Source organism: Klebsiella sp. CN_Kp066 (assembly GCF_040065135.1).
Taxonomy (GTDB): Bacteria; Pseudomonadota; Gammaproteobacteria; order Enterobacterales; family Enterobacteriaceae; genus Klebsiella; species Klebsiella oxytoca.
This window is the reverse complement of the sequence record NZ_JBEAIU010000060.1, coordinates 63,449-88,496: the sequence shown is the minus strand read 5'-3', so window position 1 is coordinate 88,496 and position 25,048 is coordinate 63,449. Positions and strand designations below refer to the sequence as shown.

Genomic DNA, 25,048 nt, shown 5'->3' with positions numbered 1-25,048 from the left:
CCCCGTTACACAAAATGCAGAGATGGCTTGCATAACGGGAGGTGTCCATATACGGACAGGCGCACAGCGCCGCCTCCGGGAAGGTCATCAGCAAGCCCGGACAGGCGCGCAGCGCCGCCTCCGGGAAAGTCATCAGATTAAAGCCAGCCCGCCAACCACCGCGCCGCACAGCGCCACCAGCCCGCCGGTCAGCCACAGCGCCTTCGCCGGAAACGCTTTCCGCAGCATAATCAGTGACGGTACGCTGACAGCAGGCAGCGTAATCAGCAGCGCCAGCGCGGGCGCCACGCCCATACCTGCCAGCATCATCGTCTGCACTATCGGAATCTCCGCCGCTGTCGGAATAACAAACAGGCAGCCGGCAATCGCCATAGCAATCACCCAGAACAGCGTGTTATCCACCACCCCATCGGCATGAGGGAATAACCACACCCGCGCGGCTCCCAGCACCAGCACCGCCAGAATATAAACCGGGATAGTGTTCCAGAACAGCGTCCAGAGAGCGCGCAGCCAGCGGCTAAAGAAACCGTCCTGCACGGTTGCAACCGGCTGTTCAGGCACCGAAACCGGCTGCGTCGCCGCCTCTTTTACCCATTTCTGCACCAGCGTTGCGACCACCAGCACCGTCGCCAGACCAGCCAGCAGGCGCACCAGCGCAAACTGCCAGCCCAGCACAAAGCCCATAAACACCAGCGTCGCCGGATTGAGCAGCGGATTGCCCAGCCAGAACGCCAGCGCGCCGCCCATCGAGGCCTGCTGTTTACGCATTCCTGCCGCCACCGGCGCGGCGCAGCAGGTGCACATCATGCCCGGCAGAGAGAATACGGTTCCCAGCAGCGTACCGCGAAAACGCGCCTGCCCCAGCGTGCGCAGCAGCCAGTCACGCGGGATCAGCACCTGAATCAGCGAACCCAGCAGCACGCCCAGGACCGCCGCTTTCCATACGGCCAGGAAATAGACCAGGGCGTAATCCCAGGCCGCAGCGAAAGGGTTATCGTTACTGTTAGCAAGGATAGATTTGCCGATACTGTGCGTCTCTGCGGCGGTGAAGGCTTTGCCATAGTAGGGTTGCCATTTAACGAACCACAGACCAACGATAACGACGAGAAAAAAGAGCGCGGGCTTCCACCATTGAAACGGTGATGCCACCTGAGATGAAGACTGACCAGCCATAGCATTCCCCGGGGAGTGTCATGATAAATTGAGGACATGAATACTACGCCTCCGGGGAAATTTTGGAAATCAGTAATCCCCCGAGCGTGCCGCCCTTTCGCGCAGCTGCGACGAAGAGAGAATTTGTACGCCCTCCTGCGTGGGCGATAGCGCCTCCGCGAGTAGCGCGCTCGCCACGTCCCGCGCCTCTATTGACTTCAGATTTCCCGGCAGCAGATTGAAAATCGGCGCAAAGAGCGTTTCGCCGGCGCGTTTTTTTTCGCGCTCGCCTATCAGCATTGACGGGCGGGCAATGGTCAGGCGCGGCCACTGCTGCGCAATCAGCGCCTCTTCCATCTCACCCTTTACACGATTATAGAAAAAGGGCGAATGCGCATTGGCCCCCATCGCGCTGACGACCAGCATATGCTGCGCGCCCAGCTTTTTTCCCACCAGCGCGGTATCAATGACCAGCGTATAATCGGCATGCACAAACGCCTCTTTGCTACCCGCTTCCCGGCGGGTAGTCCCCAGACAGCAGAAAACGATATCTATCGGATCGACAACCTGCGCCAGGGCGTCCGTTAGCTGCGGATCGTGGGGGTTAAAGACGCCGGAGATATCGGCCAGCGGCCGACGCGTCGGGGCGGCAACGGACTTAACGCCCGGCGCGTTGAGTAGCATTCGAAGTAAGTGACCGCCAACTAACCCGGTTGCCCCCGTTATCAGTACCTGACTCATCGAAACTCCTTTGCAGATTTTTCTATGTTGCGATCCCAGCCTCATGTTCCAGACTTAATACTCTACGAGGTAATTATCCATCATCATCAGGGAAATGCCTCATTCCACACCAAAACACTGGAGGAAGAATGAGTAAGAAGATAGCCGTTTTAATTACCGACGACTTTGAAGACTCGGAGTTCACCTCACCCGCGGACGCCTATCGTCTGGCCGGTCATGAGGTCGTGACGATTGAAAAACAGGCGGGGAAGAAGGTAAAAGGGAAAAAAGGGGAAGCTGAAGTCGTTATCGATAAAGCCATTGATGACGTCACCCCTGCCGACTTCGACGCTCTGCTGCTACCGGGCGGTTATTCACCGGACGCGCTGCGCGGAGACGAACGCTTTGTCACCTTCACCCGCGATTTTGTGAACAGCGGCAAACCGGTATTCGCCATCTGTCACGGTCCGCAGCTGTTGATTAGCGCCGATGTGATTCGCGGGCGTAAGCTGACGGCCGTGAAGCCTATCATCGTCGACGTGAAAAACGCCGGTGGCGAATTCTACGATCAGGAAGTGGTGATCGACAACGAGCAGCTGGTGACCAGCAGAACCCCGGACGACCTGCCGGCGTTTAATCGAGAAGCTTTACGTCTGCTCGGTGCCTGATTCACGCAGCCAGTGCAGCTTTTTACCAAAGCCCAGCGTGTTATCGGTGAACTTAAGCTCATCGGGGAGAATCTCCCAGACGGGCGCCGATAGCATGCGGGCAACCGGAAAACGGCTGACGTAACGCTTACGCATCGCCGCCTCTTCCTCCCCGGACAGGCGGCGAATTTGGCCTTTAAACTGGACGCCGCGGATCAAGGCGACGGTCTTCGGCTGGCCGTTTACCGTTCCGGCCACCCTGGCGCCTTTCCCGGTCATCTGGCCGTGGCGCGTTTTTTCATCGCTAAGCAAATAAAAGGCGACCTTTTCCGGGTCATAAACGTAAAAGGCATTGGCGCACCACAGCTCGTCATCGCGGGCGACGCACCAGGTCACAACATGCTGCTTTCCCAGCCAACGGCTGATAGCGGCGAGCGTATCCATCTTTACTCTCCAGTATGTTATGGTGCTCACACCTTAACATAGCGACCTCTGTACCGTGTGCTGGTTTCTCTATCTGATTCGTACCGCCGATAATCGCCTTTATACCGGGATTACTACCGATGTCTCACGCCGCTTTTGCCAGCACCAGGAAGGCAAAGGCGCGAAAGCGCTGCGTGGTAAGGGAGAGCTTCAGCTGGCTTTCAGCCAGGAAGTTGGTGAACACTCACTAGCATTACGACTGGAGTATCGTATCAAGCAGCTAACGAAGCGCCAGAAAGAGCGCCTCGTTGCCGGAGACGGTTCGTTTGAGGCGCTGCTGGAAAGCCTCAGAAGCGGTTAAAGTGGTCGCTGTATTCGACCAGCCCGCTGACGCCATCAAGGGCGTTATCGGCCAGGCGGTGAACCTGGAAAGTTTCCGCGCTATCCGGCCAACGGCAGTGCAGATTAAAACGCGCTGCGGGTTCAAAGCCCAGACGACCATAAAGCGCCGGATCGCCAAGGGTGACAACAGCGGCATAGCCAAACTCGTTCAGTGAATCGAGCCCTTCATAGACCAGCTGACGACCGATGCCCTGACCGCGGTAGCTTTCATCGACCGCCAGCGGAGCCAGTCCAACCCACTGCAGCTCTTCGCCTTCAACGGCAACCGGGCTAAAGGCCGCATAGCCCACGACCTGACCTTCGTCATCCGTCGCCACCACGCCCAGCGTGATCAGGCCATCTTCACGTAGGCTGTGCACCAGCTGCGCTTCCGCATCGCTGCCGAAGGTACGACGTAATAGCGCGTCGATTCCCGGTGCATCAATCCCAATTTCTACTCGAATCAGCATGCCTCACCTACCGATGTCTGTTCAGGTTTCTGCGGGCCTTTCAGGCCTGCTTCAACAAAGTCCGCCAGCTGCAGCAGCATAATACGCAGCGCCCTGGGCATCTGCTCCAGCTCAATGGCATCCATCAGGTTTTTTACATAAAGACCCAGCTCGGTATCGCCTTCGATAACCAGGCGACGCTGGAAGAACAACGTATCCGGATCCTGCTTGCGCGCCGCAATCATCAGCAGGTCGCTGGCGTCGGCGCTAAAGCTGACGTCCGCTTCAGCCGCCGGGCTGACCACCAGACGGCCGTTAATCACCGAGGTATACCACAGCAGGCCGATATCACGCACATGAATACTTAACCAGCGCCCCTCGAGAAAATCCAGCTCCCCATCCGCCAGCGCCTGGCGAAACTGCCAGCTTAATACCTGTTCCAGCACCTGGCGCTTGAGGGCAAAAGGCGCCAGCTTAACCGGCACGCTTATTAACGACGGGCCAAAGTGAACCAGTTGGGAACGCAGTTTATCCAACACAAGCTTTACTCCATGAATGCAATAGTTCCTCTATTGTGCCATATCAAATAAACGACATAGCGGCGTAAATCAACAAAATCACGATGTCGGGCCGCTGGTATTGATCCCGCCAATACGCTTTTAACTGCCTCAAATCAAAAATTGTCACCAGAAGGTTAACTAAAATCCCAGCTCATTAACCATCCAGCGTCCCTGACGGGCCGCGTTTTTCAGGAAAAATTATGGAGCTGCTCTGCCCAGCCGGTAACCTTCCGGCGCTTAAGGCGGCCATCGAAAACGGCGCCGATGCCGTCTATATCGGGCTGAAAGATGACACCAACGCCCGCCACTTTGCCGGCCTTAATTTCACCGAAAAGAAACTGCAGGAAGCCGTCAGCTTTGTGCACCAGCATCGTCGTAAACTGCATATTGCCATCAATACCTTCGCGCATCCTGATGGCTATGCCCGCTGGCAGCGCGCGGTAGATATGGCGGCCCAGCTGGGCGCCGACGCGCTGATCCTCGCCGATATCGCAATGCTGGAGTATGCCGCCGAGCGCTACCCGCACATCGAGCGTCACGTTTCCGTTCAGGCCTCGGCCACTAACGAAGAAGCGGTAAAATTTTATCATCGCAACTTTGACGTCGCCCGCGTGGTGCTGCCGCGCGTACTGTCGATTCACCAGGTCAAACAGCTGGCCCGCGCCACGCCGGTGCCGCTGGAGGTCTTCGCCTTCGGCAGCCTGTGCATTATGGCGGAAGGCCGCTGCTATCTTTCCTCTTATCTGACCGGCGAATCACCGAATACCGTCGGCGCCTGTTCGCCGGCACGCTTCGTGCGCTGGCAACAAACGCCGCAGGGACTGGAATCACGCCTTAACGAAGTGCTGATCGACCGCTATCGAGATGGTGAAAATGCCGGCTATCCCACCCTCTGTAAAGGGCGGTATCTGGTCGACGGCGAGCGCTACCATGCACTGGAAGAGCCCACCAGCCTGAACACCCTGGAGCTGCTGCCGGAGCTGATGGCGGCAAACATTGCCTCGGTCAAAATCGAGGGCCGCCAGCGCAGTCCGGCGTACGTCACCCAGGTGGCGAAAGTCTGGCGTCAGGCGATCGATCGCTGCAAAGCCGATCCGCAAAACTTCGTGCCGCAGTCCGCGTGGATGGAGACCCTCGGTTCGATGTCCGAAGGGACGCAAACCACCCTTGGCGCCTATCACCGTAAATGGCAGTGAGAACAGCAATGAAATATTCATTAGGGCCGGTGCTTTATTACTGGCCAAAAGAGACGCTGGAAGATTTTTACCAGCAGGCAGCCAGCTGCAGCGCGGACACGATTTATCTCGGCGAAGCGGTATGCAGCAAACGCCGCGCCACCAAAGTCGGCGACTGGATCGAGATGGCGAAAGCGCTGGCGGGAAGCGGCAAACAGGTAGTGCTTTCCACCCTCGCGCTGGTACAGGCGTCCTCGGAACTGGGCGAACTGAAGCGCTATGTCGATAACGGCGAATTTCTGATTGAAGCCAGCGATCTCGGCGTCGTTAACCTGTGCGCGGAACGTAAACTGCCGTTCGTCGCTGGCCATGCGCTCAACTGCTACAACGCCGTCACCCTGCGTCTGCTGCTTAAGCAAGGTATGGTGCGCTGGTGTATGCCGGTCGAGCTTTCCCGCGACTGGCTGGCGAACTTGCTGACCCAGTGCGACGAACTGGGCATTCGCAACCAGTTTGAGGTAGAGGTGCTGAGCTACGGCCATCTGCCGCTGGCCTACTCCGCCCGTTGCTTTACCGCCCGTTCGGAAGACCGACCCAAAGACGAGTGCGAAACCTGCTGCATTAAATATCCTAACGGGCGCGACGTGCTCTCACAGGAGAACCAGCAGGTATTCGTCCTCAACGGCATTCAGACCATGAGCGGCTACGTCTATAACCTCGGGAATGAGCTGAGCACCATGCACGGGCTGGTGGATATGGTCCGCCTGTCGCCGCTGGGCATCGAGACCTTTGCGATGCTGGACGCCTTCCGGGCAAATGAGAACGGCGCAGCGCCGCTACCGCTGACGGCGAACAGCGACTGCAACGGCTACTGGCGGCGGCTGGCCGGACTGGAACTGCAGAGCTGATTAACCGCTCACTTTGTTAATGGCTATCGCTGCTTTTTAATGCACTATTAAAGATGCAGCTTTTCTGGCAGGCGTATCGCGGATGCGCCAGGCTGGAAGAAGACCTTCAATCTGATGACTATGCTGTAGCAAAGTGAGCCTTTATGACTGACAAATCTGTTTCATTCTCGGTGCTCGACCTGGCGCCAATCCCGCAAGGATCTTCCGCAAAGGAAGCTTTCTCCCACTCTTTAGATCTGGCGCAGCTGGCGGAAAAACGCGGTTATCATCGCTACTGGCTGGCCGAGCACCATAATATGGTCGGTATTGCCAGCGCCGCGACCTCGGTGCTGATTGGCTATCTTGCCGCCCATACCACCACTCTGCATCTGGGCTCCGGCGGCGTGATGCTACCGAACCATTCGCCGCTGGTGATTGCCGAGCAGTTCGGCACGCTCAATACGCTCTACCCCGGTCGTATCGATCTCGGCCTTGGGCGCGCGCCAGGTAGCGATCAGCCGACCATGCGCGCGCTGCGTCGCCATATGAGCGGCGATGTTGATAACTTCCCGCGCGATGTCGCGGAGCTGGTGGACTGGTTCGACGCCCGCGATCCTAATCCGCACGTACGGCCGGTTCCCGGCTATGGCGAGAAGATACCTGTCTGGCTGCTCGGCTCAAGCCTTTACAGCGCTCAGCTGGCGGCGCAGCTGGGGCTGCCGTTCGCCTTTGCCTCGCACTTCGCGCCGGATATGCTCTTCCAGGCCCTGCACCTCTACCGCACCCACTTCCAGCCGTCAGAACGGTTAGAGAAGCCGTATGCGATGGTATGCATTAACATTATTGCCGCCGATAGCGACAGAGATGCGGAATTTCTGTTTACGTCCATGCAGCAGGCGTTCGTCAAACTGCGCCGGGGCGAGACCGGACAACTGCCGCCGCCGGTGCAAAATATGCATCAGCTGTGGTCCGCTTCAGAGCAGTACGGCGTTCAGCAGGCGCTGAGCATGTCGCTGGTCGGCGATAAAGCGAAAATCCGCCACGGGCTGGCATCGATTCTACGGGAGACCCAGGCTGATGAGATCATGGTTAACGGCCAAATCTTCGATCATCAGGCGCGCCTGCATTCATTTGATTTGGCGATGCAGGTGAAAGAAGAGCTGATCGGGTAGCGCTGTTCATCAGGCGGCGAATCGACTTTTGCCGCCTGAATATCAGGGTGTGACAAGGGTATAGCGCCGATTGACAACCCTAATTTCAGGAAGCCGGTGGTATTTCTCAAAATAGTCGTACGCCGGTTTTAACGAACGCCAGAACGTATATTCCGGCCACATCGCAGCTCGTTGCATATTCTGCTCCGTCATGGAAAACGGAAAGATATAAAGCGGAATGGTTTCCTGCCCGCTGTTCAGCGCCTGCGCCACCAGATTATAGATCTCATCAATGCCGGCATCAGTCATCGCGAAACACCCCGCCGAAACGCAGCTCCCATGAACCATAATAAAGCTGCCGGTATAGCCGTTAGCCCGATCATAATCGTTGGGATAACCAATGTTAAAAGCCCGATGATAGCGGCTATTGGGATTCAGTAGCGCTTTAGTGGTAGCGTAAAACCCCTCCGGACTTTTACCATCCCCTTCGGCCTTTTTCGGCCCAAACCCGCCAGACCAGGCGCAGATGGTCCAGGTGTTATAGAGTTCATAGGGCTTCCCGCTCTTACTGAACCACAATTCCAGTTTATCTTCCGCCTTCAAAATGCGTATAAACAGGCGATCGCCGGGATAAATCATCTGTTTAACCGTTGAGGCTGAATTTGTCTTTTCCTGCGGCAGGAAGATTACCGAATCACTCCTCTCCGGCAACATGTTCCAGACAAAAACCACCGCAAAAATTGCCACAGCAATAATAAAAACAATACTCTTCATTTACCGTACATCCCTGTATGACGTTTAGCCCGCGTAATATATTACATTCAGATCTCTATACTTCAATCCGGCCTGAGAGCATTGAGACAAAATATTCATCACGGGAACCATTCCACCTAACCCATTGAAAAGTAATATACCTTAAGTTTTACTTCGCCACCTCTGACGTTTTCTGATATATAAAATAGCCTGCACGGATTAAACAACAGGAATTGAATTATGAGTGAACCTTCATCATTTTTTCTTCATGTACATATCACCGAAGAAAAGCTGGAGCAATTTTTTGTCTCCCCGGTGAAAAATATTACCGACTATAGCGACTGGCTGGCTTGGTTTAATGAAGAAAAAAGAGTATGCGGCGATCCGTGCAAAATGCTCCATCAGCTGAAAGGCTGCAACTCAGGTAACAGTCGGGATAATATCTACGCAGAACATATCCATTACGATAAAGAAAAGCAGCTCCTCACTATGGACTCTATCTTCTTATCCGAAAGTTTTAGCGTCTTCCTGCCGTTAATCGTCTGCCTGCGCGGCCTGGAGAGCTATATCACGCCAGCAACACCAAATAACTTCCTGATAATCTATCCGTACTGGTGGGGAGACACATCCCAGAGCCTGTCGCCAGAAACGGATATATATCTTGAGTTCGCTGATGGCAGTAGCCAGCTGCGGTCAAAAACCTCTGCGGAAAATATCGCCATTGCCAACGCCTTCTTTGACGAACATGGTGAAACGCTGGCAGAGGAGCTCTACGACAAACAGGGATTTATTTGAATTTGAGCCGGATAGCCAAGCGGTTCTGGTGAATGAACTTAGGTTATGCCCGGTGATGACTAACGCCTTACCCGGCCAACGTAAGCGGAGCGCCCTCGGGTAATGTTCCTGATGGTCGGCCCAGATACCTGTGCCAATGTCCCCTCTATCCAGGCTTCACCGATAATTATCGCTAACGTTTCACCTCCATTTAATTATCAAAAATACTAAATATGAATAACAAAGCAGATCGCGATAATATAATACGCCCCCCCAGGGAGCGTGATCTGTGTCGCTTTTTCTTTTCGCTCAAATGACAATTTGTGACCGTACACATGATTATCGCACCCTTTTCCACTTCTGGTTACGTTGAGCGTAATTACGTTACCCCAGACGTAATTGTTCTCTAAAAATAGCAATGTTACTTTCTCTCTTGTTTTATTTTTCGTAAATGAACGCGTGAAAAGAGAGTTGCCATGAGCCAACCAACCGCCAACGCAGAAAGAATCGGTGAGTGTCTGTTAAAAGCGCTATTAATGGAGGTCTGCGCCTGGCCAAAACCGGGGCTGGTCACGCCGAATTCTCAAGGCGCGCATCGCGATATGGATATCTGGCTTTTTATTACCAGCACTTCTGCAATAGCCCCTTGTTTTAGCGCTTGCGCCCAGGCTGGAGAATATCATCAAGGGGCACTGGCTGATTTATTTCCCCAAATACGTTCAATCGGTATTCAATACGAATCCAGACTGCTGCAAGCGACTCGCCAGGTGAATACTCAGCGCGGCATTCTCTTTGCAGGTGCGATTCTGGCCGCGGCTGCGGGCTGGCTAACAGGTCGCGGACAGAAGCTTTCCTGCGAATCATTAAGCCAGTGTGTCGCCGGAATTTGCCTCGATCTCTGCCGCAAGGATTATGCCGCCCTCGCCCAGCGTGCAGCACAAACCCATGGTGAAAAGCTCTATCTACAGTTCGGTATCACCGGCGTACGCGGCGAGGCTGAACAAGGCTTTCCACTGGTCTGTCATATTGGCATTCCCGCTCTGCGTCAGGCGCTTTCGCTAGGGTTTAGCTGGCGTGAAGCGCTCATCCATACGCTGCTTGCGCTGATGGCTCGCTGCGATGATACCACGGTGCTTTCACGCGCAGGCTACAGCGCACTGGACGAAATGAAACAGCGCGCCCAGCGGCTGGTACAGTTGGGAGGCATGAGTCATCCCGCCATAGAGCACGAGCTCACTGAATTTAATACATGGTGCCTGGAAAAATGGGTCAGCCCGGGAGGGTCAGCAGATTTATTAGCGTTGACCCTGGCGATGTATTTTCTGTGCTTTCAATCGCAAGAGGATCCTAACGAGGAAGAGATATGAGTATCTATTTATACACATTACTAACATATGGCATGACGATTTTTATTTCATTTGCTGTCGTCGGAATAATTGTTGGTGTTAATAGGGTAATGAATAAACTGAATATCACCGACGACTAACACGCTCTTTTTTTGCGTCATCAGGAATATATGTTATGGATATCTTTGTTAAGCTCTTTTCGGGCATTGGCACCTTTTTTATTGAAGATCCCAAAATAGCTATTGCACGAATATTATTAATCATTCTGGGCTTTATTCTGGCGTGGATGGGTTTTCGCCGCAAACTCGAACCGCTGATTATGGTGCCGATGGGTTTAGGCATGATTGCCGTCAACGCTGGAGTGCTTTTTCTCGCCGGCGGGCAAACCGGGACGTTAATTCTGGACCCGATGATCAGCGATCCTACCGAACTGGTCAATATCATGCAGATTAACTTTCTGCAGCCAGTGTATAACTTGACTTTCAGTAACGGTCTGATTGCCTGCATCGTTTTCTTCGGCATCGGCGCGATGAGCGACATCAGCTTTATTCTGCTCCGCCCCTGGGCCAGCATCATTGTTGCGCTATTCGCCGAAGCGGGCACCTTTGCCGCGCTGCTGCTGGGGATTGAAGTATTCGGTCTCCCCGCCAACGAAGCGGCTTCTATTGCGACTATCGGCGGCGCTGACGGTCCAATGGTGCTCTTCGCTTCCTTAATTCTGGCGCCAAATTTATTTGTCCCCATTGCCATCATCGCCTATCTGTATCTGAGCCTCACCTATGCGGGATATCCGTACCTGGTGCGCCTGCTGGTACCGAAAAAATATCGCGGTATGGAAGTGGATATCGAATACCCCACCGTATCGAAAAAAGCGAAGTTCATCTTCACGATCTGCGCCTGCCTGCTACTGTGCCTGCTGCTGCCGGTCGCCGCGCCGCTGATCCTCTCCTTCTTCCTTGGCATTGCCATTAAAGAAGCGGAGATCGAACCATTCCAGAAACTGCTTGAAACCACCCTGACTTATACCGCAACGCTGTTCCTCGGCCTCCTGCTCGGTACGCTGTGCGAAGCGCAAACCATCCTTGACCCGAAAGTCGGCATCATTCTGATTCTCGGCATTGGCGCGCTGGCGATTTCGGCGGTTGGCGCCCTGCTCGGCGGCTGGTTTATCTGGCTTATCTCGAAAGGACGCTACAACCCGGCAATCGGTATCGCGGGCGTTTCCTGCCTGCCTACTACCGCCAAAATCGCGCAGAAAGAAGTCAGCCATGAAAACCCTTACGCCGTCATCCTGCCTCTGGCAATGGGCGCGGGCGTCAGCGGCCTGATTGTTTCGGCCATCGCCACCGGGGTCTTTATCTCCACGCTATTCCTGCTGAAATAAGGGAGTAAAAACATGCTTAAAGAGCACAACTGGCATCAACTTAAGGATGATACCGCGCAGCGGCTGAGCCTTCTGGCTCCGTATTTTTGTGATGGAAAGATCGTTGATGCTAAGAATACCGTCGCCGTGCTGGAGGCGATTATCCGTAGCGCCGATCGGGTGAATATTGAAGGTAATAATCAGAAGCAGGCGGATTTTCTCGCAGAATGCCTGTGTAAAGTCGATCCCGAGAAGATTTCTGGCCTGCATATGGTGCAGTCGTCCGTACCGCTCAGCACGCACCTCGATCTGTTCGAAAAAGGGATCGCTGAAAAGCTCGATTTCGCCTACGCCGGACCGCAGGATGGTCGCCTCGCGCAGCTTATCCAGCAGGGCAAGATCAAGCTCGGGGCGATTCATACCTATCTTGAGTTGTTCAGCCGCTATTTTGTCGATCTTACGCCACGAGTATCGCTGATCACCGCGTTCGAAGCGGATAAAGACGGTAACCTCTACACCGGTTTTAATACTGAAGATACGCCGGTGATCGCCGAAGCCACCCACTTCCGCCAGGGGATCGTCATTGCCCAGGTGAACAAGATCGTCGATAGGGTGCCGCGAGTCGATATTCCCGGGGACTGGGTGAATGCGGTTATCGAAGCGCCGCGTCCTTTTTACGTTGAGCCACTCTTCACTCGCGATCCGGCATTGATCACCGATACCCACGTACTGATGGCGATGATGGCGCTGAAGGGCATATATGCCGAGTACGGCGTCGAACGAATTAACCACGGCATCGGCTTCTTTACCGCCGCCATCGAACTGCTGCTGCCGACCTACGGCGAGGAGCTGGGGCTGAAGGGCAAAGCCTGTACCCATATGGTGCTAAATCCGCACCCCACCCTCATCCCGGCGATCGAGAGCGGTTGGATCCAGTCCGTTCACTGCTTTGGTGGCGAACTGGGTATGGAAAAATATGTCGCTGAACGCCCCGACATTTTTTACATCGGCCAGGATGGCACCCTGCGTTCCAACCGCGCCTTCGCCCAGGCCGCTGGTCATTATGCCCTGGATATGTTTATCGGCGGTACGCTGCAAATCGATAAGTATGGTAACAGCAGTACCGCCACCGCCAGCCGCGTTTCCGGTTTTGGCGGCGCGCCAAATATGGGTTGTGATGCCAAAGGTCGCCGCCACATCACTCACTCCTGGCTCAAGTGTGGCGAAGAGTTCAACGCCACGCAGCAGCAGCTGATTGGCGATATGCCGCGCGGCAAGCGCCTGGTCGTACAGATGCAGGAGACCTTCCGTGAAAAGCGTCAGCCGGCCTTCGTTGACAAACTTGATGCCTGGAAACTGGCGGAAAAAGCCGGTCTCGCGCTACCGCCGGTGATGGTTTACGCCGATGACGTCACCCACGTGCTCACCGAAGAAGGAATCGCCCATCTGCACCGCTGCGAAGGACTGGAACAGCGAATGGCGGCAATTCGCGCCGTCGCGGGCTACACCGATATTGGTCTTGCCGCCGATCTGGCTCAGACCCAGGCGTTACGCAAAGCCGGTATCGTTCAAACGCCGGAGGATTTAGGCATCGACAGACGGCGTGCCAACCGTCAGATGCTGGCGGCGAAGAGTATTCGCGATTTGGTCGAGTGGTCCGGCGGACTATACAACCCACCGGCTCGGTTCCGTAACTGGTAAGGGGATAGCAAATGGCTTTACATCAAATATCACATCATTTCAGCGGCAAAAGCGACCGTCCGTCTCTGCCGCAAACCGTACACTGCGGCATCGTAGGTTCCGGAGATCTGGAAGTGTTGCTGGTACCCAAAGCACTGGCAGGCGGAATCGACATCAGCATTTGTACACCGGTCACCGGATTCGATGCTATCTGGGAAATCGTCCTCACCCGTTTTCTCGATAACGGTCCGCTGGGCGATATGCAGGTTAGCATCAACGATAACAACGCCACGCCCGCCGTGGTGGCGTTAAGACTTCAGCAAGCATTACAACAGGCCATGCAGGGAGAAAACCATCATGAATGATCAGCGTTTTCTGGAGGCCAGCGCCCGCACTCGCGCCGAAGGGTTGGTGGATGAAGGCACATTTACCGAGCTGATTGGCCCAGCGGCGAAACAGATTAGTCCGCATCTGCCGGTGCTGGGCGAAGCAGTAGAGTTTGACGATGGCGTTGTCACCGGAATCGGCTTGCTCGGTCAGCATCCGGCTATCGTTATCTCTCAGGAAGGCCGCTTCATCGGCGGTTCCGTCGGTGAAGTGGGCGGCGCGAAAATGGTCGGTGCGCTGATGCTGGCCGATGAGCTGGCGGCGCAAACCCGCGACCCGGCCCATCGTCCCATCGTGCTTATCTCGTTTGAAACCGGCGGCGTACGCCTGCATGAAGCTAATGCCGGTTTGCTCGCCCATGCCGAATGCATGGATATGCTGCAAACCCTGCGCGGCCGTGTACCGGTAGTGGCGCTGATCGGCAGCAAGATCGGCTGCTTCGGCGGTATGGGTTTTGTCGCTGCGGCGACAGACCTGATCGTCATGAGCGAATCAGGCAGACTCGGGCTGACTGGCCCGGAGGTTATAGAACAGGAAATGGGCCGCAACGAGTTCGACGCCTCTGATCGGGCGCTGGTGTTCCGCACCACCGGAGGCAAGCACAAATATATCGTTGGTGACTGCAACTACCTGATTGCCGATTCGCTGGAGGCTTTCCACCAGCAGGCTTCGCTGATTGCCGATCTGAGTTGGCCAGAGATTGAAGCAATGCGTCGGATCGGCAGCGAGGCGAAAGTCCGCACGCAGATGGCGCTGACGAGGAAAATCAACGAACTCGCTCCCGCCGATGCGCGCGATGTCTGGGCGGCTGCGGGGAATTCAGCGCCGCAATCGCTGGTTGATATGGATCTGGAAACCTTCCTGAGCAATGTCCAACGCCTGTCCATGGAGGAAGCATGATGGAAAATTTACTTGGCCAGGGGCGTGCCGCTATCGACCTGATTGTCGATGAGGGCAGCTTTGTCGAAAATGCCCTGTCGGGACTCAACCTGCCCTACGACGATTACGGCCCCGGCGCTGTAGTCGGCAGCGCGAGTATCAATGGCGAAATCTGCACAGTGATAGCTAACGACGCCATGACATTCAACCCCCGCTTTCCGGTAGTCTATGCCGGCGTTATCGGCCTGGAAGAGGGCTACAAAATGGCGCTGGCAGTCTATCGTACGCTGGCGATGGACCAGGACAAACCGGCAAGTAAAAAACGTCCGCTGGTGCTGATTGTCGATACCCCAGGGAATGGGCCGGGGAAGCTGGAAGAGATCATCGGCATGAATAAAGCTACCGGAGCTTATCAGTTGGCGCTGGCCGAAGCACGTCAGGCTGGGCACCCGATTATCGCCATGGTCATTGGTCGCGCGATTAGCGGCGCATTTCTCTGCCACGGACTACAGGCCGACCATATCCTCAGTCTGACCTCGGAGTTCGGCACCATGATCCACGTGATGCCGTTAAGCAGCATCGCGCGTATTACCCACCAGGACGTAGAGCGTCTCAGCGAGCTTTCCCGCAGCAACCCGGTGTTTGCGGCAGGGCCGGAGTTCTTCTGGCAGTTGGGCGGCGTTGAAGAGCTGATCAAAACGATTCCGGCAATGAAAGAGACTATCGTTCGTCACATTGATGAAGTTCGTCGGCAAAAAGAGGCCGAAGGTTTTCAGTCTACCGGTCCACAGGGCCGCGGAATTTCCGGCGAAGCGCGCGGTGGTAGAAAAATACGCGGCGTGATTCTGGCGCAAATGCGCGCTGAATTCCAGCAGGTGGCCGCGCGATATGAGCCGGGCTGAGCCGGGGAGGAAGGTAAGATGAACAATCCCATCGCCACGCTTGAATGGCTGCTCGAAGCCCAGCCGGGTATACCCTCGCTGGTGGAGATGCCTCGCCGTACGCTGGATGACAAAGGCATTGCCGGACCAACGGCGGCCCACGTCATTGAAGAGATCCATACGCCGTTTAACCTGGCGCTGGTGACCTTCACTACCGGCAGCAGCGCTTTTCAGAATATCGTCGGTGTGACGTATAACGAACTGCCGCTGCGGACCGCCGCCGGAAAGCGGGCCTTGGCGCTCTGCAGCGTAGGGACAGGCCAGCATATGCTGGTGACCTACGCGCCGCTGGTTAACGTGTTTACCCGTCAGGCGCTGGAGGAGAGCGGGCTTCGCTGGTCGTTTTTAACCCACTCCTGCCGGGACGCCTTACTGATCGCCCTGTGCCAACAACCGCCTGACGCGGTGGTGGGAGAGTCCTCTTTTTTACGCGCCGCTCTGGAGCAGGCGCTAAAGATGGGCCTGACGGCCCGGCTACCCAAGAAGCTAACGCTGATAACCGCGGGAACTCCGCTGGATGAAGAGTTAGTTCCGTTGGCGGCTTCGCTGGGCTATACGCTACACGACATTTACGGCTGTCAGGAGTTCGGCTGGCTGGCGCTTGATGGCGTTCCGCTACGTGAAGATATTTCGCTGGTTCCCGCGCAGCAAAATGGCGACTGGCGGGAGATTGTGGTGGGAGGCTTGCCGACCGGCGACAGTTTTCCCCTCTCCGGGGGCGGCCATCTTTGCAATCCGCAGGGGGAAATCCAGACCTGGAAGCGCCAGCGCACCACGCCGGAGTACGACATGGTTGTTATGGCAACCACAGCACGGCATAGGGAGATCGTAGAGCGCGTGGCGCGGACAATTTTGCGTATTAAGGGACGAATTTGCCATGTGTCAACGCAGTTGAAAACCGATGCGAACGCAACGCATATCCGGCTCTGGCCGAAGGCAATCCCCGGCGAATGCATCACCGGACGTCCGCCTGTGGATATTATCGGTCCGCAAGCAACGGCTCAGTTTGATGCTTTGCTGCAAGCCCAGAGAGATTTACAGCAGCACGCGAAAAACGATCCGGCATGGTGTAAAGCACGATGACCTCCCTGCAGCGACATACCTTGTGTTGGCTTGAACATTCGGCGCTGGAGGCCATAGCCGTGCAGCTGGATCATGCCTTTAGCGGCCTACCCAATGTCCTGCGTCAGGAGGCGCGGAAATATCTGCTGAGCGGTTTGCTGCCGGGTATTGTGCGCCGCGGCCAGCATGGAGCGGAGCGTATTCCGCTGGGATTCTGCTTTCCACTGCGTTGGCAGGAACAGCGATTACGCCTGGCCACGGAAATAGCGTTATCAGCAATCAAACGCTACTCAACGCCAGAGCAAACAGCATCGCTTCCCGTAACCGATCGAGCTCACACCCTAAGCGCATTTAGTGCATTACGTAAGGCATGGCGCTGGCCTGGTATCCAGCTCGGCGTATGGGGCTCGGTAGCGCTGGAAATTGTCACACCGTGGCGTTGGACGGATGCGCTTTCCGATTTGGATCTGCGCTTTCTACCCACCGCGCCTGGCGAGCTAAGCGAATGCTGGACCTGCTTGTGTCATATCGAAGAACAATTTGAATTATGTATTGATGGCGAGATTCAGTTATCAGATGGATACGCAATCAATATCAAAGAATGGTTCAGCGGAAGCTCAACTCTGCTGGCTAAAGGAGAGAGTGATGTTCAATTAAGATCGCGACAGCAGGTCTCGGCAGCAATTAGAACATATCTCTGTTAAAAATATCAAAAAGGAAATTATTATGTCTGAAGTGAAATCCAAAGTTCCGGGCGTTGTCGACGAAGTTAAAGCCGCCGAAGGAGATAAAATTGAAACAGGCCAGGTTGTGATTGTACTGGAAGCAATGAAAATGAAAATGCCTGTTGCATCTCCGGAGAGTGGGTTATTAAAAAGGCTAGCGGTCAATACGGGAGATCGCGTCAACCCTGGCATGGTATTATTTGAAATCATTGCAGAGTAGAGTGAGACACTACGCATTTAATTAAAAAAAACAATGCGACATTCTTTGTGTAATTATTTCTATGTTAATGTCATATCAGTAAGTGTTTTGCTTGCTGATATGATAAATCATAGTGCCTGAGAAAAATTGTGTTTTTATGAATGTCCGCAAATAAAAACGCGCTGTGCTAAAAGCCGTTGGTTTAACTTCTTGTCATTTTCCCAAACGCGGGTGCTATCGGCCGCTTTGTGTTATTCGCTTTTAGTATGGAAAGACTAAGAGAAACATCATGATTATTTACGGATTGATGTTAATGGGATTGTGTATGTTCGCCGGGCTCATCGTTGGCGATCTTCTTGGCATGCTGCTGGGGATTACGGCTAACATCGGCGGTATCGGCTTCGCGATGCTGTTTTTAGTCATCGTGTCGCAAAAATTGGTGGATAAAGGATTGCTCTCCAGGCCCGCCGAACAGGGGGTAGGGTTTTGGAATGCAATGTATATCCCGATTGTCGTCGCCATGTCCGCAAACCAGAATGTGATCGCTGCGCTCAAAGGCGGACCGGTAGCCCTTATTGCCGGTATTGGCGCCGTCTTCATCGGCTTCCTGCTGATTAAGCCATTAAGCAAAATCGGCAATCGCGGCGTCAGGGCAAACTCCGCCATCAGCGAGGAGTGCAAATAATGGAACAGCTCATAAAGATTTTAACTGGTAACTTTACCAGTAACGGTCTGATTACTGCCTTTGTAGTCGTAGGTATCGTGTGCTGGACCGCAAGCTGGCTTTCAACACATCTGCTCCGCGGTAAAATTCATAGCTCAGCCATTGCTATCGTCGCGGGATTGCTGCTGGCATGGGTTGGTGGAGAATTGACCGGTGGTAAAAAAGGTCTGGCAGACATCAGCATTTTCAGCGGTATCGCGCTGATGGGCGGAGGAATGTTTCGCGACTTCGCCATTATCTCCACCGCCTTTGGCGTAAAGCTTGAAGAACTGAAAAAAGCAGGCATGGCCGGCGCGCTGGCACTGATTATTTCGACAGTTCTCTCTTTTTATCTCGGCGCGCTGGTCGCATGGGCCTTTGGTTATACCGATGCAATCAGTATGGCAACCATTGGCGGCGGAGCCGTCACCTTCATCGTGGGTCCGGTTACCGGCGCAGCGCTTGGCGCGAGTTCCGATGTTATCGCTCTTAGCATCGCCGCTGGCGTAATTAAATCCATCGCAGTCATGATTTTGACACCGCTGGTAGCGAAAGCAGCAGGTCTTAATTCACCTGCCGCCGCCATTGTCTATGGCGGATTAATGGGTTCTACCAGCGGTGTGGCCGCCGGACTGGCGGCAACGGACCCCAAACTTGTTCCCTATGGCGCAATGACGGCAACGTTTTATACCGGGCTTGGGTGTCTGCTGGCTCCTTCCGCGCTCTATCTCTCTCTGGCCCCCTTCTTTTAATGACTGTCGCCTGCTGCAGCGACGGCAGGCTTAAGGGATTTTTATGTATTCATTCCAGCGAATGAAACCAGGACAAATTGCGCTACTGGCCTCACTCTGTGCCCTTGAAGATGAAGAGGATTTTCGCAGGAAACTGCAGGCTGATAAACCTGAGCATAAAGTGGGCTTTGCTTTTATGACGGGAACGGCGGATGAAATAAAAAATAAGCTCCAACGCTGCGTCATCGGCTGTGCTTTTAAACATCAGATTATTACGCGTCAGGAGCCTGCCATTTTTACGTTATGCCAGGCCAGCCATCAGGCGCTGACCCATGCTTTAGCTAACAATATTAATAGCGAACGGATCAAAATCAAGATAGCCTTAGTCAGTAATCCTGGATGGCTTGCCGTCTCTATCTACGGCGAAACTGTAGTCTATCAGCGATTGAGTCATGAGATTATGGGATTTTCTCTGTCTCGCTTTTCTCCAGCATAAGCTTCCTTGCGTACATACGACACTCGGCTAACAAAGACAAAAGGCCCGGGTGATTTTCCTGACTACGAGGGAAGACCAGCGAGATTTCTTGCTCCATTCGGTAAGGTTCCTGCAGTGGCAACAGGCGAATACCGTGACTAAACAGGCCGCTCATCCTCCCCGGTATTAGGGTGTAACCCATCCCAGCATTAACCATACTCATCAATGAAAAAATATCATGGACCCGCACCGTGATTTCTGGAATAAAACCGGCAATCTGGAATGCTTCCTGAAAGCCCCGCCAGGTGGCGAAACCTTCGCTCAGAGCAATAAATTTTTTATTCTGCAAATGCCGCAAATCCACGGGGGCAGATAAACTATCGGCTTCGCTTACCGGAACCGCGAGAAAGATAGAATCAGAGAATATCGTCCATGTCTCAAATAACTGGGTATTGTAATCGTCAGGTGTCGATATCAGGACCGCATCGATTTTTTCTTCATTAAGCGCTTCTAACAATTTCTTATTAGAATTCATGATAAATTCAATTGTCAATTCCGGACAGCGTTTTTTCAATCCCTGAACAATTTGCGGGGCTGTCTTCAGAACCAGTGAATAAAGTAACCCTAAACGTAACACTTGAGAATGATACCCCGAAGCTTTGCGGGTAAGATAAACGCAGCGTTCCATTGCATTAATGACTTCACGAGCCTCTTTCTGCATAACCCAGGCGCCAGGCAAAGGATAGAGATTACGGCCATTGTGCGTAAACAAAGTGCAGCGTAAATTGTCTTCCAGTGAATGAAGTGCACGATGAACGCTAACGGATGAAATGTTCATCAACTCCGCAGTTTTTGATATATTCATCGACTCCATATAGCTAAGGAAAATCTCGAGCTTACGTAGAGTAATATCGTTATTCAGCATATAAATATTCCCTTATTCAAGACAATATTTATAGTAAGAGAACTAAAGAAAATATTTTTTGAGCCAGATCGTTAAATCTGGCTCGGCAGAAAATTCAATTATTGATAGGTGGGTAATACGTTAAAGCTTGAGAGAAAGTGCACGATAACGCTACCCACCCCAAACAGCAGCACCAAAGCGATCATCGGCTTTCCACCCCAAACGCGAAACAATGGGCTGCCAAAACGTTTACGCGATGCACGAGCCAGCAGCGCCGGTACAATTGCCGCCCAGATCGTCGCGGCCAGACCTGCATAGCCGATCGCATAGAGGAATCCGTTCGGCCACAGCAAACCTCCCGCCATCGGCGGAGCGAAGGTCAGTACCGCAGTTTTAAAACGTCCCAGCGCGGAGTCATCGAAGCCGAACAGATCCGCCAGATAATCAAACAGGCCGAGCGTTACGCCAAGGAATGAACTGGCAACGGCAAAGTTCGAAAAGATGACTAACAGCAGATCCAGGCTCCGGCTGTTCAGCACTCCGCTGAGCGCCTGGACCAGGACATCTATATTGCCCCCCTTCTGCGCGATGCCGATAAATTCAGGGCGCGGGATATTACCCATCGTCACCAGCAGCCACACCACGTACAGACCCAGCGCCAGCAGCGTACCGTAAACCAGGCATTTCACGATTGTGCGCGGATCTTTGCCGTAGTACTTCATCAGGCTCGGCACGTTGCCATGATAGCCGAAAGATGCGAGACAGAACGGCAGCGTCATCAGCAGATAGGGCATATACGAGGCATTTTGTTCAGCCACGTTAAACAGCGTGGTCGGCTGGACGTGTCCCAACAGGCTGCCAAAGGTCAGAAAGAAGGTAATGACCTTAGCTCCCAGCACAATGGCCGTCATGCGGCTCACCGCTTTGGTGCTCAACCAGACGATAAACGCCACCAGTAGCGCAAAACCAAAACCAGCCGCCCTTGCCGGTACGTTCAGCGACATTTCACTAAACGTATGGTGCAGGATCGAGCCGCTGGCGGAGATATAGGCGTAAGTCAGAATATAAAGTACAAAGGCGATCGACACGCCGTTAACCAGATTCCAGCGATTACCGAGCAGATCTTTAGTAATGGTATCGAAGCTCGAACCAATCCGATAATTCAGGTTCGCTTCGAGGATCATCAACCCGGAATGCAGCATACAAAACCAGGTAAAAACCAGCGCCGCCAGAGACCAGAAGAACCATGCGCCGGACATTACAACCGGCAGCGAAAACATGCCCGCACCAATAATTGTCCCGCCGATAATCACTACGCCGCCAAATAAGGACGGTCGGGTTGCCGTAGTGGTAAGTGTCGCCATTTGCCGAAATCTCCAGTCGAAAATACTTTTCTTGTTATCAACGTGACGCACTGTACCAGTACACGAGTACAAAGGAAATAAAAAAAGCCCCAATCGTTAAGATCGGGGCTGTATCGTTTACTTTACGTTAGCGGAAAGCGCTAATTATGCATCGCCACCGAAACGACGACGACCTGCGGAGTCGTCACGACGCTGCGCTGAAGCATCATCGCGGCGCGGCGCGCGGCCACCTTCGCGACGTTCACCGCTGAAACGACGACCTTCACCACGGCCGCCTTCGCGACGCTCACCGCCGAAACCACGACCTTCACGACGTTCACCGCCGCCGAAGCTACGGCCGCCTTCACGACGCTCACCGCCGCCACGACGTTCGCCGCTGCGCTCAGGGCGCGGCTGAGCATCGCCCAGCAGCTGCATGTTCATCGGCTTGTTCAGGATGCGGGTACGCGTAAAGTGCTGCAGCACTTCGCCCGGCATACCTTTCGGCAGTTCGATGGTGGAGTGAGAACCGAACAGCTTGATGTTACCGATGTAACGGCTGCTGATATCGCCTTCGTTCGCGATGGCGCCAACGATATGACGAACTTCAACGCCGTCATCACGGCCCACTTCAATGCGGTACAGTTCCATATCGCCAACGTCACGACGCTCACGCTTCGGACGATCTTCGCCACCGCGATCGCCGCGCGGGCCACGATCGTTACGGTCGCCACGACGTTCGAAACGATCGTCACGGTCGCGGAACTCGCGCTTAGGACGCATAGGCGCATCCGGCGGCAGGATCAGCGGACGTTCGCCCTGCGCCATTTTCAGCAGCGCTGCGGCCAGCGTTTCCACGTCCAGCTCTTCGCCTTCGGCAGACGGCTGGATTTTCGCCAGCAGCGCGCGGTACTGATCCAGATCGCTGCTTTCCAGCTGCTGCTGAACTTTCGCGGCAAATTTTTCCAGGCGACGTTTGCCCAGCAGCTCTGCGTTCGGCAGTTCAACTTCCGGAATGGTCAGCTTCATCGTACGTTCGATATTGCGCAGCAGACGACGCTCGCGGTTCTCAACGAACAGCAGCGCGCGGCCAGCGCGACCCGCACGACCGGTACGGCCGATACGGTGAACGTAAGACTCGGAATCCATCGGGATATCGTAGTTAACCACCAGGCTAATACGCTCAACGTCCAGGCCACGAGCCGCAACGTCGGTTGCAATCAGGATATCCAGACGACCGTCTTTCAGACGCTCCAGAGTCTGCTCACGCAGGGACTGGTTCATGTCGCCGTTCAGCGCAGCGCTGCTATAGCCGCTACGCTCCAGCGCTTCGGCCACTTCCAGGGTCGCGTTTTTGGTACGAACGAAGATAATCGCCGCATCAAAATCTTCCGCTTCCAGGAAACGCACCAGCGCTTCGTTTTTACGCATACCGTAAGCAGTCCAGTAGCTCTGGCTGATGTCCGGGCGAGTCGTGACGCTGGACTGGATGCGCACTTCCTGCGGCTCTTTCATAAAGCGGCGGGTAATACGACGAATCGCTTCCGGCATGGTGGCAGAGAACAGAGCGGTCTGATGACCCTCCGGGATCTGCGCCATAATGGTTTCTACGTCTTCGATGAAGCCCATGCGCAGCATTTCGTCAGCTTCATCCAGTACCAGACCGCTCAGTTTAGAGAGATCCAGCGTACCGCGTTTCAGGTGGTCCAGCAGACGACCCGGGGTACCGACAACGATTTGCGGCCCCTGACGCAGTGCGCGCAGCTGCACGTCATAACGCTGGCCGCCGTACAGGGCAACCACGTTTACGCCGCGCATATGTTTAGAGAACTCCGTCATTGCTTCAGCAACCTGAACCGCCAGTTCGCGGGTCGGCGCCAGCACCAGAATCTGCGGTGCTCTCAGCTCAGGATCAATGTTGTTCAGCAGCGGTAAAGAGAACGCTGCGGTTTTACCGCTACCCGTCTGGGCCATACCCAGAACGTCGCGGCCGCCCAGCAGATGCGGAATGCACTCAGCCTGGATCGGAGATGGTTTTTCGTAACCCAGATCGTTAAGCGCTTCAAGGATGGGAGCCTTCAGGCCCAGATCTGCAAATGTGGTTTCGAATTCAGCCATGTAGTACGTGTGCCTCAAAATTAATGGCGGCCAGTCTACATAACTCATCGTGAAAATTTACGGTAATTTTCATTGAAAAGTGTGAACCGGCTCAAAGTAGGTGTATTAACGAACAACAACGCCCTCACCCGCTAAGGTGATGGCAATCAAAAAAGGGCTGATGTGTTCGTCAGCTATTGCTGGTCCGATTCTGCCAGGTCATCTTGCTCCTGGCCCAAGAGCGATAATTCCAACAATGCGTATCGGTGCTCAACGTAGTTATGAACGTTGTTTGCGACCGCCAGTTTGAACAGTGCCGTAGCGCTGTCCTTGTCCCCCAGACTTAGGTAGTACTTACCTAAATAGAAGTTGGTTTCACTGAGATGCTCAGCGAGCGAGGTGTTATCCGTTGCGTCTGCCTTCAGACGGTCCATTAGCTCTTTTTCGCTAATGTCGCCAAGGTAGAACCCGACAATGTTCCATCCCCATTGTTCTTTGTCCGACTTGTTTAAGCGCTGTCTCAGTGCTTCAAGCGCCCGTTTCTCATCGAGCTGACGCTCGGCGAGATAAAGCCACAGGCTTCGGAAAGGATCATTGGGATCGTCTTGATAAAACGCCAGCAGATCATCTTGCGCTAACTTAGCGCGACCGCCGTAATACAGAGCGATGCCGCGATTTAAGTGCGCGTAGTTGTAAGTTGGATCAAGCTCAAGTACAGAATCAAACGCTTCATAGGCAGCATCAAAATTGCCTGCCTGCGTTAAATAAATGCCTAAGTAATTGAATACTTCAGGCATATCCGGTCGGATTGCCAGCGCTTGTGAAAAATCATTTCGCGCTAATGCCCTCAGACCGAGACTATCATACAACACTCCGCGCTCATATAAAAGCTGTGCGCGTTCGTCATCGGTTAAAGCCCGACTGGCAAGAATTTGTTCCATGCGCGCCAGAATCACTTCCTGCTGCAAAGTCGGTTGCAATGGCACCGCGAGGACTGCGTCCTTACGCCAGGCAGAGTTGCTGCATCCTGCCAGCGTGAGAGCTGTCGCCACGAAACACCAGCGCAAAAAAGGCTTCATTTCCCACTCCCGAAGACAACGATTGGATGAACGTCCAGTTCCCCGGCTGCAAACAGGGCTTC

Annotated in this window: 29 protein-coding genes; 18 read left to right on the top strand and 11 right to left on the bottom strand. The window is 54.2% G+C overall.

Features of this window, described 5'->3' with window-relative positions; genetic code table 11:
• Positions 1-132: 132 nt before the first annotated feature.
• Positions 133-1,173, bottom strand: coding sequence for a permease (locus ABLV75_RS26725; protein WP_004106051.1), 1,041 nt, complete (start codon positions 1,171-1,173; stop codon positions 133-135).
• A gap of 69 nt (positions 1,174-1,242) precedes the next feature.
• Positions 1,243-1,893: an NAD(P)H-binding protein gene (locus ABLV75_RS26720; protein ID WP_004106052.1), complete on the bottom strand. Its 651-nt coding sequence runs from the start codon at positions 1,891-1,893 to the stop codon at positions 1,243-1,245.
• 128 nt (positions 1,894-2,021) lie between these two features.
• Between ABLV75_RS26720 and ABLV75_RS26715 the strand changes: the two genes are divergently transcribed.
• The gene (locus tag ABLV75_RS26715; RefSeq protein ID WP_004106053.1) at positions 2,022-2,540 is read left to right on the top strand and encodes a type 1 glutamine amidotransferase domain-containing protein; all 519 of its coding nucleotides are present in this window, start codon (positions 2,022-2,024) and stop codon (positions 2,538-2,540) included.
• Here ABLV75_RS26715 and ABLV75_RS26710 read toward each other — a convergent pair.
• The gene (locus ABLV75_RS26710; protein WP_004106054.1) at positions 2,520-2,963 is read right to left on the bottom strand and encodes a YhbP family protein; all 444 of its coding nucleotides are present in this window, start codon (positions 2,961-2,963) and stop codon (positions 2,520-2,522) included. The two genes, ABLV75_RS26715 and ABLV75_RS26710, sit on opposite strands and share 21 nt — an antisense overlap.
• A gap of 55 nt (positions 2,964-3,018) precedes the next feature.
• On the opposite strand from ABLV75_RS26710, the gene ABLV75_RS26705 reads away from it, so the two are divergent.
• Positions 3,019-3,303 carry a GIY-YIG nuclease family protein gene (locus ABLV75_RS26705; RefSeq protein WP_004106055.1) on the top strand — a complete coding sequence of 95 codons (285 nt, stop codon included), beginning with the start codon at positions 3,019-3,021 and terminating at the stop codon, positions 3,301-3,303.
• On the opposite strand, the gene ABLV75_RS26700 is transcribed toward ABLV75_RS26705, so the two are convergent.
• On the bottom strand, positions 3,290-3,793 hold the full coding sequence (locus tag ABLV75_RS26700) for an N-acetyltransferase (RefSeq protein WP_004106056.1): 504 nt from the start codon (positions 3,791-3,793) through the stop codon (positions 3,290-3,292). The genes ABLV75_RS26705 and ABLV75_RS26700 overlap by 14 nt on opposite strands.
• A complete protein-coding gene (locus ABLV75_RS26695) occupies positions 3,787-4,311 on the bottom strand; it encodes an SCP2 domain-containing protein (RefSeq protein ID WP_004106057.1) in 525 nt (174 codons plus the stop codon). The genes ABLV75_RS26700 and ABLV75_RS26695 overlap by 7 nt, the downstream gene beginning before the upstream one ends.
• A 221-nt stretch (positions 4,312-4,532) precedes the next feature.
• Between ABLV75_RS26695 and ABLV75_RS26690 the strand changes: the two genes are divergently transcribed.
• The 3 genes from ABLV75_RS26690 (at position 4,533) to ABLV75_RS26680 (ending at position 7,566) form a co-directional block, all read left to right on the top strand.
• Complete coding sequence (locus tag ABLV75_RS26690; protein WP_004106058.1) at positions 4,533-5,528, top strand: peptidase U32 family protein; 996 nt, start codon at positions 4,533-4,535, stop codon at positions 5,526-5,528.
• 8 nt (positions 5,529-5,536) lie between these two features.
• The gene (locus ABLV75_RS26685) at positions 5,537-6,415 is read left to right on the top strand and encodes a U32 family peptidase (RefSeq protein ID WP_004106060.1); all 879 of its coding nucleotides are present in this window, start codon (positions 5,537-5,539) and stop codon (positions 6,413-6,415) included.
• A 143-nt stretch (positions 6,416-6,558) separates the two neighbouring features.
• The gene (locus tag ABLV75_RS26680) at positions 6,559-7,566 is read left to right on the top strand and encodes an LLM class flavin-dependent oxidoreductase (RefSeq protein WP_004106061.1); all 1,008 of its coding nucleotides are present in this window, start codon (positions 6,559-6,561) and stop codon (positions 7,564-7,566) included.
• A 42-nt stretch (positions 7,567-7,608) separates the two neighbouring features.
• Here the strand turns inward: ABLV75_RS26680 and ABLV75_RS26675 are convergent, their stop codons facing one another.
• Positions 7,609-8,259: a murein L,D-transpeptidase family protein gene (locus ABLV75_RS26675; RefSeq protein ID WP_224226779.1), complete on the bottom strand. Its 651-nt coding sequence runs from the start codon at positions 8,257-8,259 to the stop codon at positions 7,609-7,611.
• Between the two features lie 279 nt (positions 8,260-8,538).
• On the opposite strand from ABLV75_RS26675, the gene ABLV75_RS26670 reads away from it, so the two are divergent.
• The 13 genes from ABLV75_RS26670 to ABLV75_RS26610 all read left to right on the top strand — a co-directional run bounded on the left by ABLV75_RS26670 (position 8,539) and on the right by ABLV75_RS26610 (position 19,584).
• Positions 8,539-9,093 (top strand): hypothetical protein, encoded by a 555-nt coding sequence (locus ABLV75_RS26670; RefSeq protein ID WP_004106065.1) that lies wholly within the window; start codon positions 8,539-8,541, stop codon positions 9,091-9,093.
• A 455-nt stretch (positions 9,094-9,548) separates the two neighbouring features.
• Positions 9,549-10,439, top strand: a complete 891-nt coding sequence (gene citG / locus ABLV75_RS26665; protein WP_004106066.1) for a triphosphoribosyl-dephospho-CoA synthase CitG — start codon at positions 9,549-9,551, stop codon at positions 10,437-10,439.
• Between the two features lie 154 nt (positions 10,440-10,593).
• Positions 10,594-11,802: a Na+-transporting malonate decarboxylase, carboxybiotin decarboxylase subunit gene (gene madB / locus ABLV75_RS26660; protein WP_004106070.1), complete on the top strand. Its 1,209-nt coding sequence runs from the start codon at positions 10,594-10,596 to the stop codon at positions 11,800-11,802.
• A gap of 12 nt (positions 11,803-11,814) precedes the next feature.
• A complete protein-coding gene (mdcA, locus tag ABLV75_RS26655) occupies positions 11,815-13,482 on the top strand; it encodes a malonate decarboxylase subunit alpha (protein WP_004106073.1) in 1,668 nt (555 codons plus the stop codon).
• Between the two features lie 11 nt (positions 13,483-13,493).
• Positions 13,494-13,826, top strand: coding sequence for a malonate decarboxylase acyl carrier protein (gene mdcC / locus ABLV75_RS26650; RefSeq protein WP_004106075.1), 333 nt, complete (start codon positions 13,494-13,496; stop codon positions 13,824-13,826).
• Positions 13,819-14,748, top strand: a complete 930-nt coding sequence (locus tag ABLV75_RS26645; protein ID WP_004106077.1) for a biotin-independent malonate decarboxylase subunit beta — start codon at positions 13,819-13,821, stop codon at positions 14,746-14,748. The genes mdcC and ABLV75_RS26645 overlap by 8 nt, the downstream gene beginning before the upstream one ends.
• Positions 14,745-15,629 (top strand): biotin-independent malonate decarboxylase subunit gamma, encoded by an 885-nt coding sequence (gene mdcE, locus ABLV75_RS26640; protein WP_004106078.1) that lies wholly within the window; start codon positions 14,745-14,747, stop codon positions 15,627-15,629. The genes ABLV75_RS26645 and mdcE overlap by 4 nt, the downstream gene beginning before the upstream one ends.
• Before the next feature lie 18 nt (positions 15,630-15,647).
• Positions 15,648-16,751 carry a hypothetical protein gene (locus ABLV75_RS26635; protein ID WP_004106079.1) on the top strand — a complete coding sequence of 368 codons (1,104 nt, stop codon included), beginning with the start codon at positions 15,648-15,650 and terminating at the stop codon, positions 16,749-16,751.
• Complete coding sequence (mdcG, locus tag ABLV75_RS26630) at positions 16,748-17,434, top strand: malonate decarboxylase holo-[acyl-carrier-protein] synthase (RefSeq protein ID WP_004106080.1); 687 nt, start codon at positions 16,748-16,750, stop codon at positions 17,432-17,434. The genes ABLV75_RS26635 and mdcG overlap by 4 nt, the downstream gene beginning before the upstream one ends.
• Positions 17,435-17,456: 22 nt before the next feature.
• Positions 17,457-17,675 carry an acetyl-CoA carboxylase biotin carboxyl carrier protein subunit gene (locus tag ABLV75_RS26625; protein ID WP_004106081.1) on the top strand — a complete coding sequence of 73 codons (219 nt, stop codon included), beginning with the start codon at positions 17,457-17,459 and terminating at the stop codon, positions 17,673-17,675.
• Between the two features lie 268 nt (positions 17,676-17,943).
• Positions 17,944-18,339 carry a malonate transporter subunit MadL gene (madL, locus tag ABLV75_RS26620; RefSeq protein WP_004106082.1) on the top strand — a complete coding sequence of 132 codons (396 nt, stop codon included), beginning with the start codon at positions 17,944-17,946 and terminating at the stop codon, positions 18,337-18,339.
• Positions 18,339-19,109 carry a malonate transporter subunit MadM gene (madM, locus tag ABLV75_RS26615; protein ID WP_004106083.1) on the top strand — a complete coding sequence of 257 codons (771 nt, stop codon included), beginning with the start codon at positions 18,339-18,341 and terminating at the stop codon, positions 19,107-19,109. The genes madL and madM overlap by 1 nt, the downstream gene beginning before the upstream one ends.
• Positions 19,110-19,152: 43 nt before the next feature.
• Entirely contained in the window at positions 19,153-19,584 is a 432-nt protein-coding gene (locus ABLV75_RS26610) for a HutP family protein (RefSeq protein ID WP_004106084.1), read from the top strand.
• Here the strand turns inward: ABLV75_RS26610 and ABLV75_RS26605 are convergent.
• From ABLV75_RS26605 to nlpI, 5 genes are all read right to left on the bottom strand, one after another.
• Complete coding sequence (locus ABLV75_RS26605) at positions 19,547-20,488, bottom strand: LysR family transcriptional regulator (RefSeq protein ID WP_004106085.1); 942 nt, start codon at positions 20,486-20,488, stop codon at positions 19,547-19,549. The genes ABLV75_RS26610 and ABLV75_RS26605 overlap by 38 nt on opposite strands.
• Positions 20,489-20,586: 98 nt before the next feature.
• Complete coding sequence (gene mtr, locus ABLV75_RS26600; protein WP_348855219.1) at positions 20,587-21,831, bottom strand: tryptophan permease; 1,245 nt, start codon at positions 21,829-21,831, stop codon at positions 20,587-20,589.
• Between the two features lie 144 nt (positions 21,832-21,975).
• Positions 21,976-23,928: a DEAD/DEAH family ATP-dependent RNA helicase gene (locus ABLV75_RS26595; RefSeq protein ID WP_004106087.1), complete on the bottom strand. Its 1,953-nt coding sequence runs from the start codon at positions 23,926-23,928 to the stop codon at positions 21,976-21,978.
• Positions 23,921-24,001 carry a protein YrbN gene (gene yrbN / locus ABLV75_RS26590; protein ID WP_085903200.1) on the bottom strand — a complete coding sequence of 27 codons (81 nt, stop codon included), beginning with the start codon at positions 23,999-24,001 and terminating at the stop codon, positions 23,921-23,923. The genes ABLV75_RS26595 and yrbN overlap by 8 nt, the downstream gene beginning before the upstream one ends.
• Before the next feature lie 100 nt (positions 24,002-24,101).
• On the bottom strand, positions 24,102-24,986 hold the full coding sequence (nlpI, locus tag ABLV75_RS26585) for a lipoprotein NlpI (protein WP_004106088.1): 885 nt from the start codon (positions 24,984-24,986) through the stop codon (positions 24,102-24,104).
• Positions 24,987-25,048 lie beyond the last annotated feature (62 nt).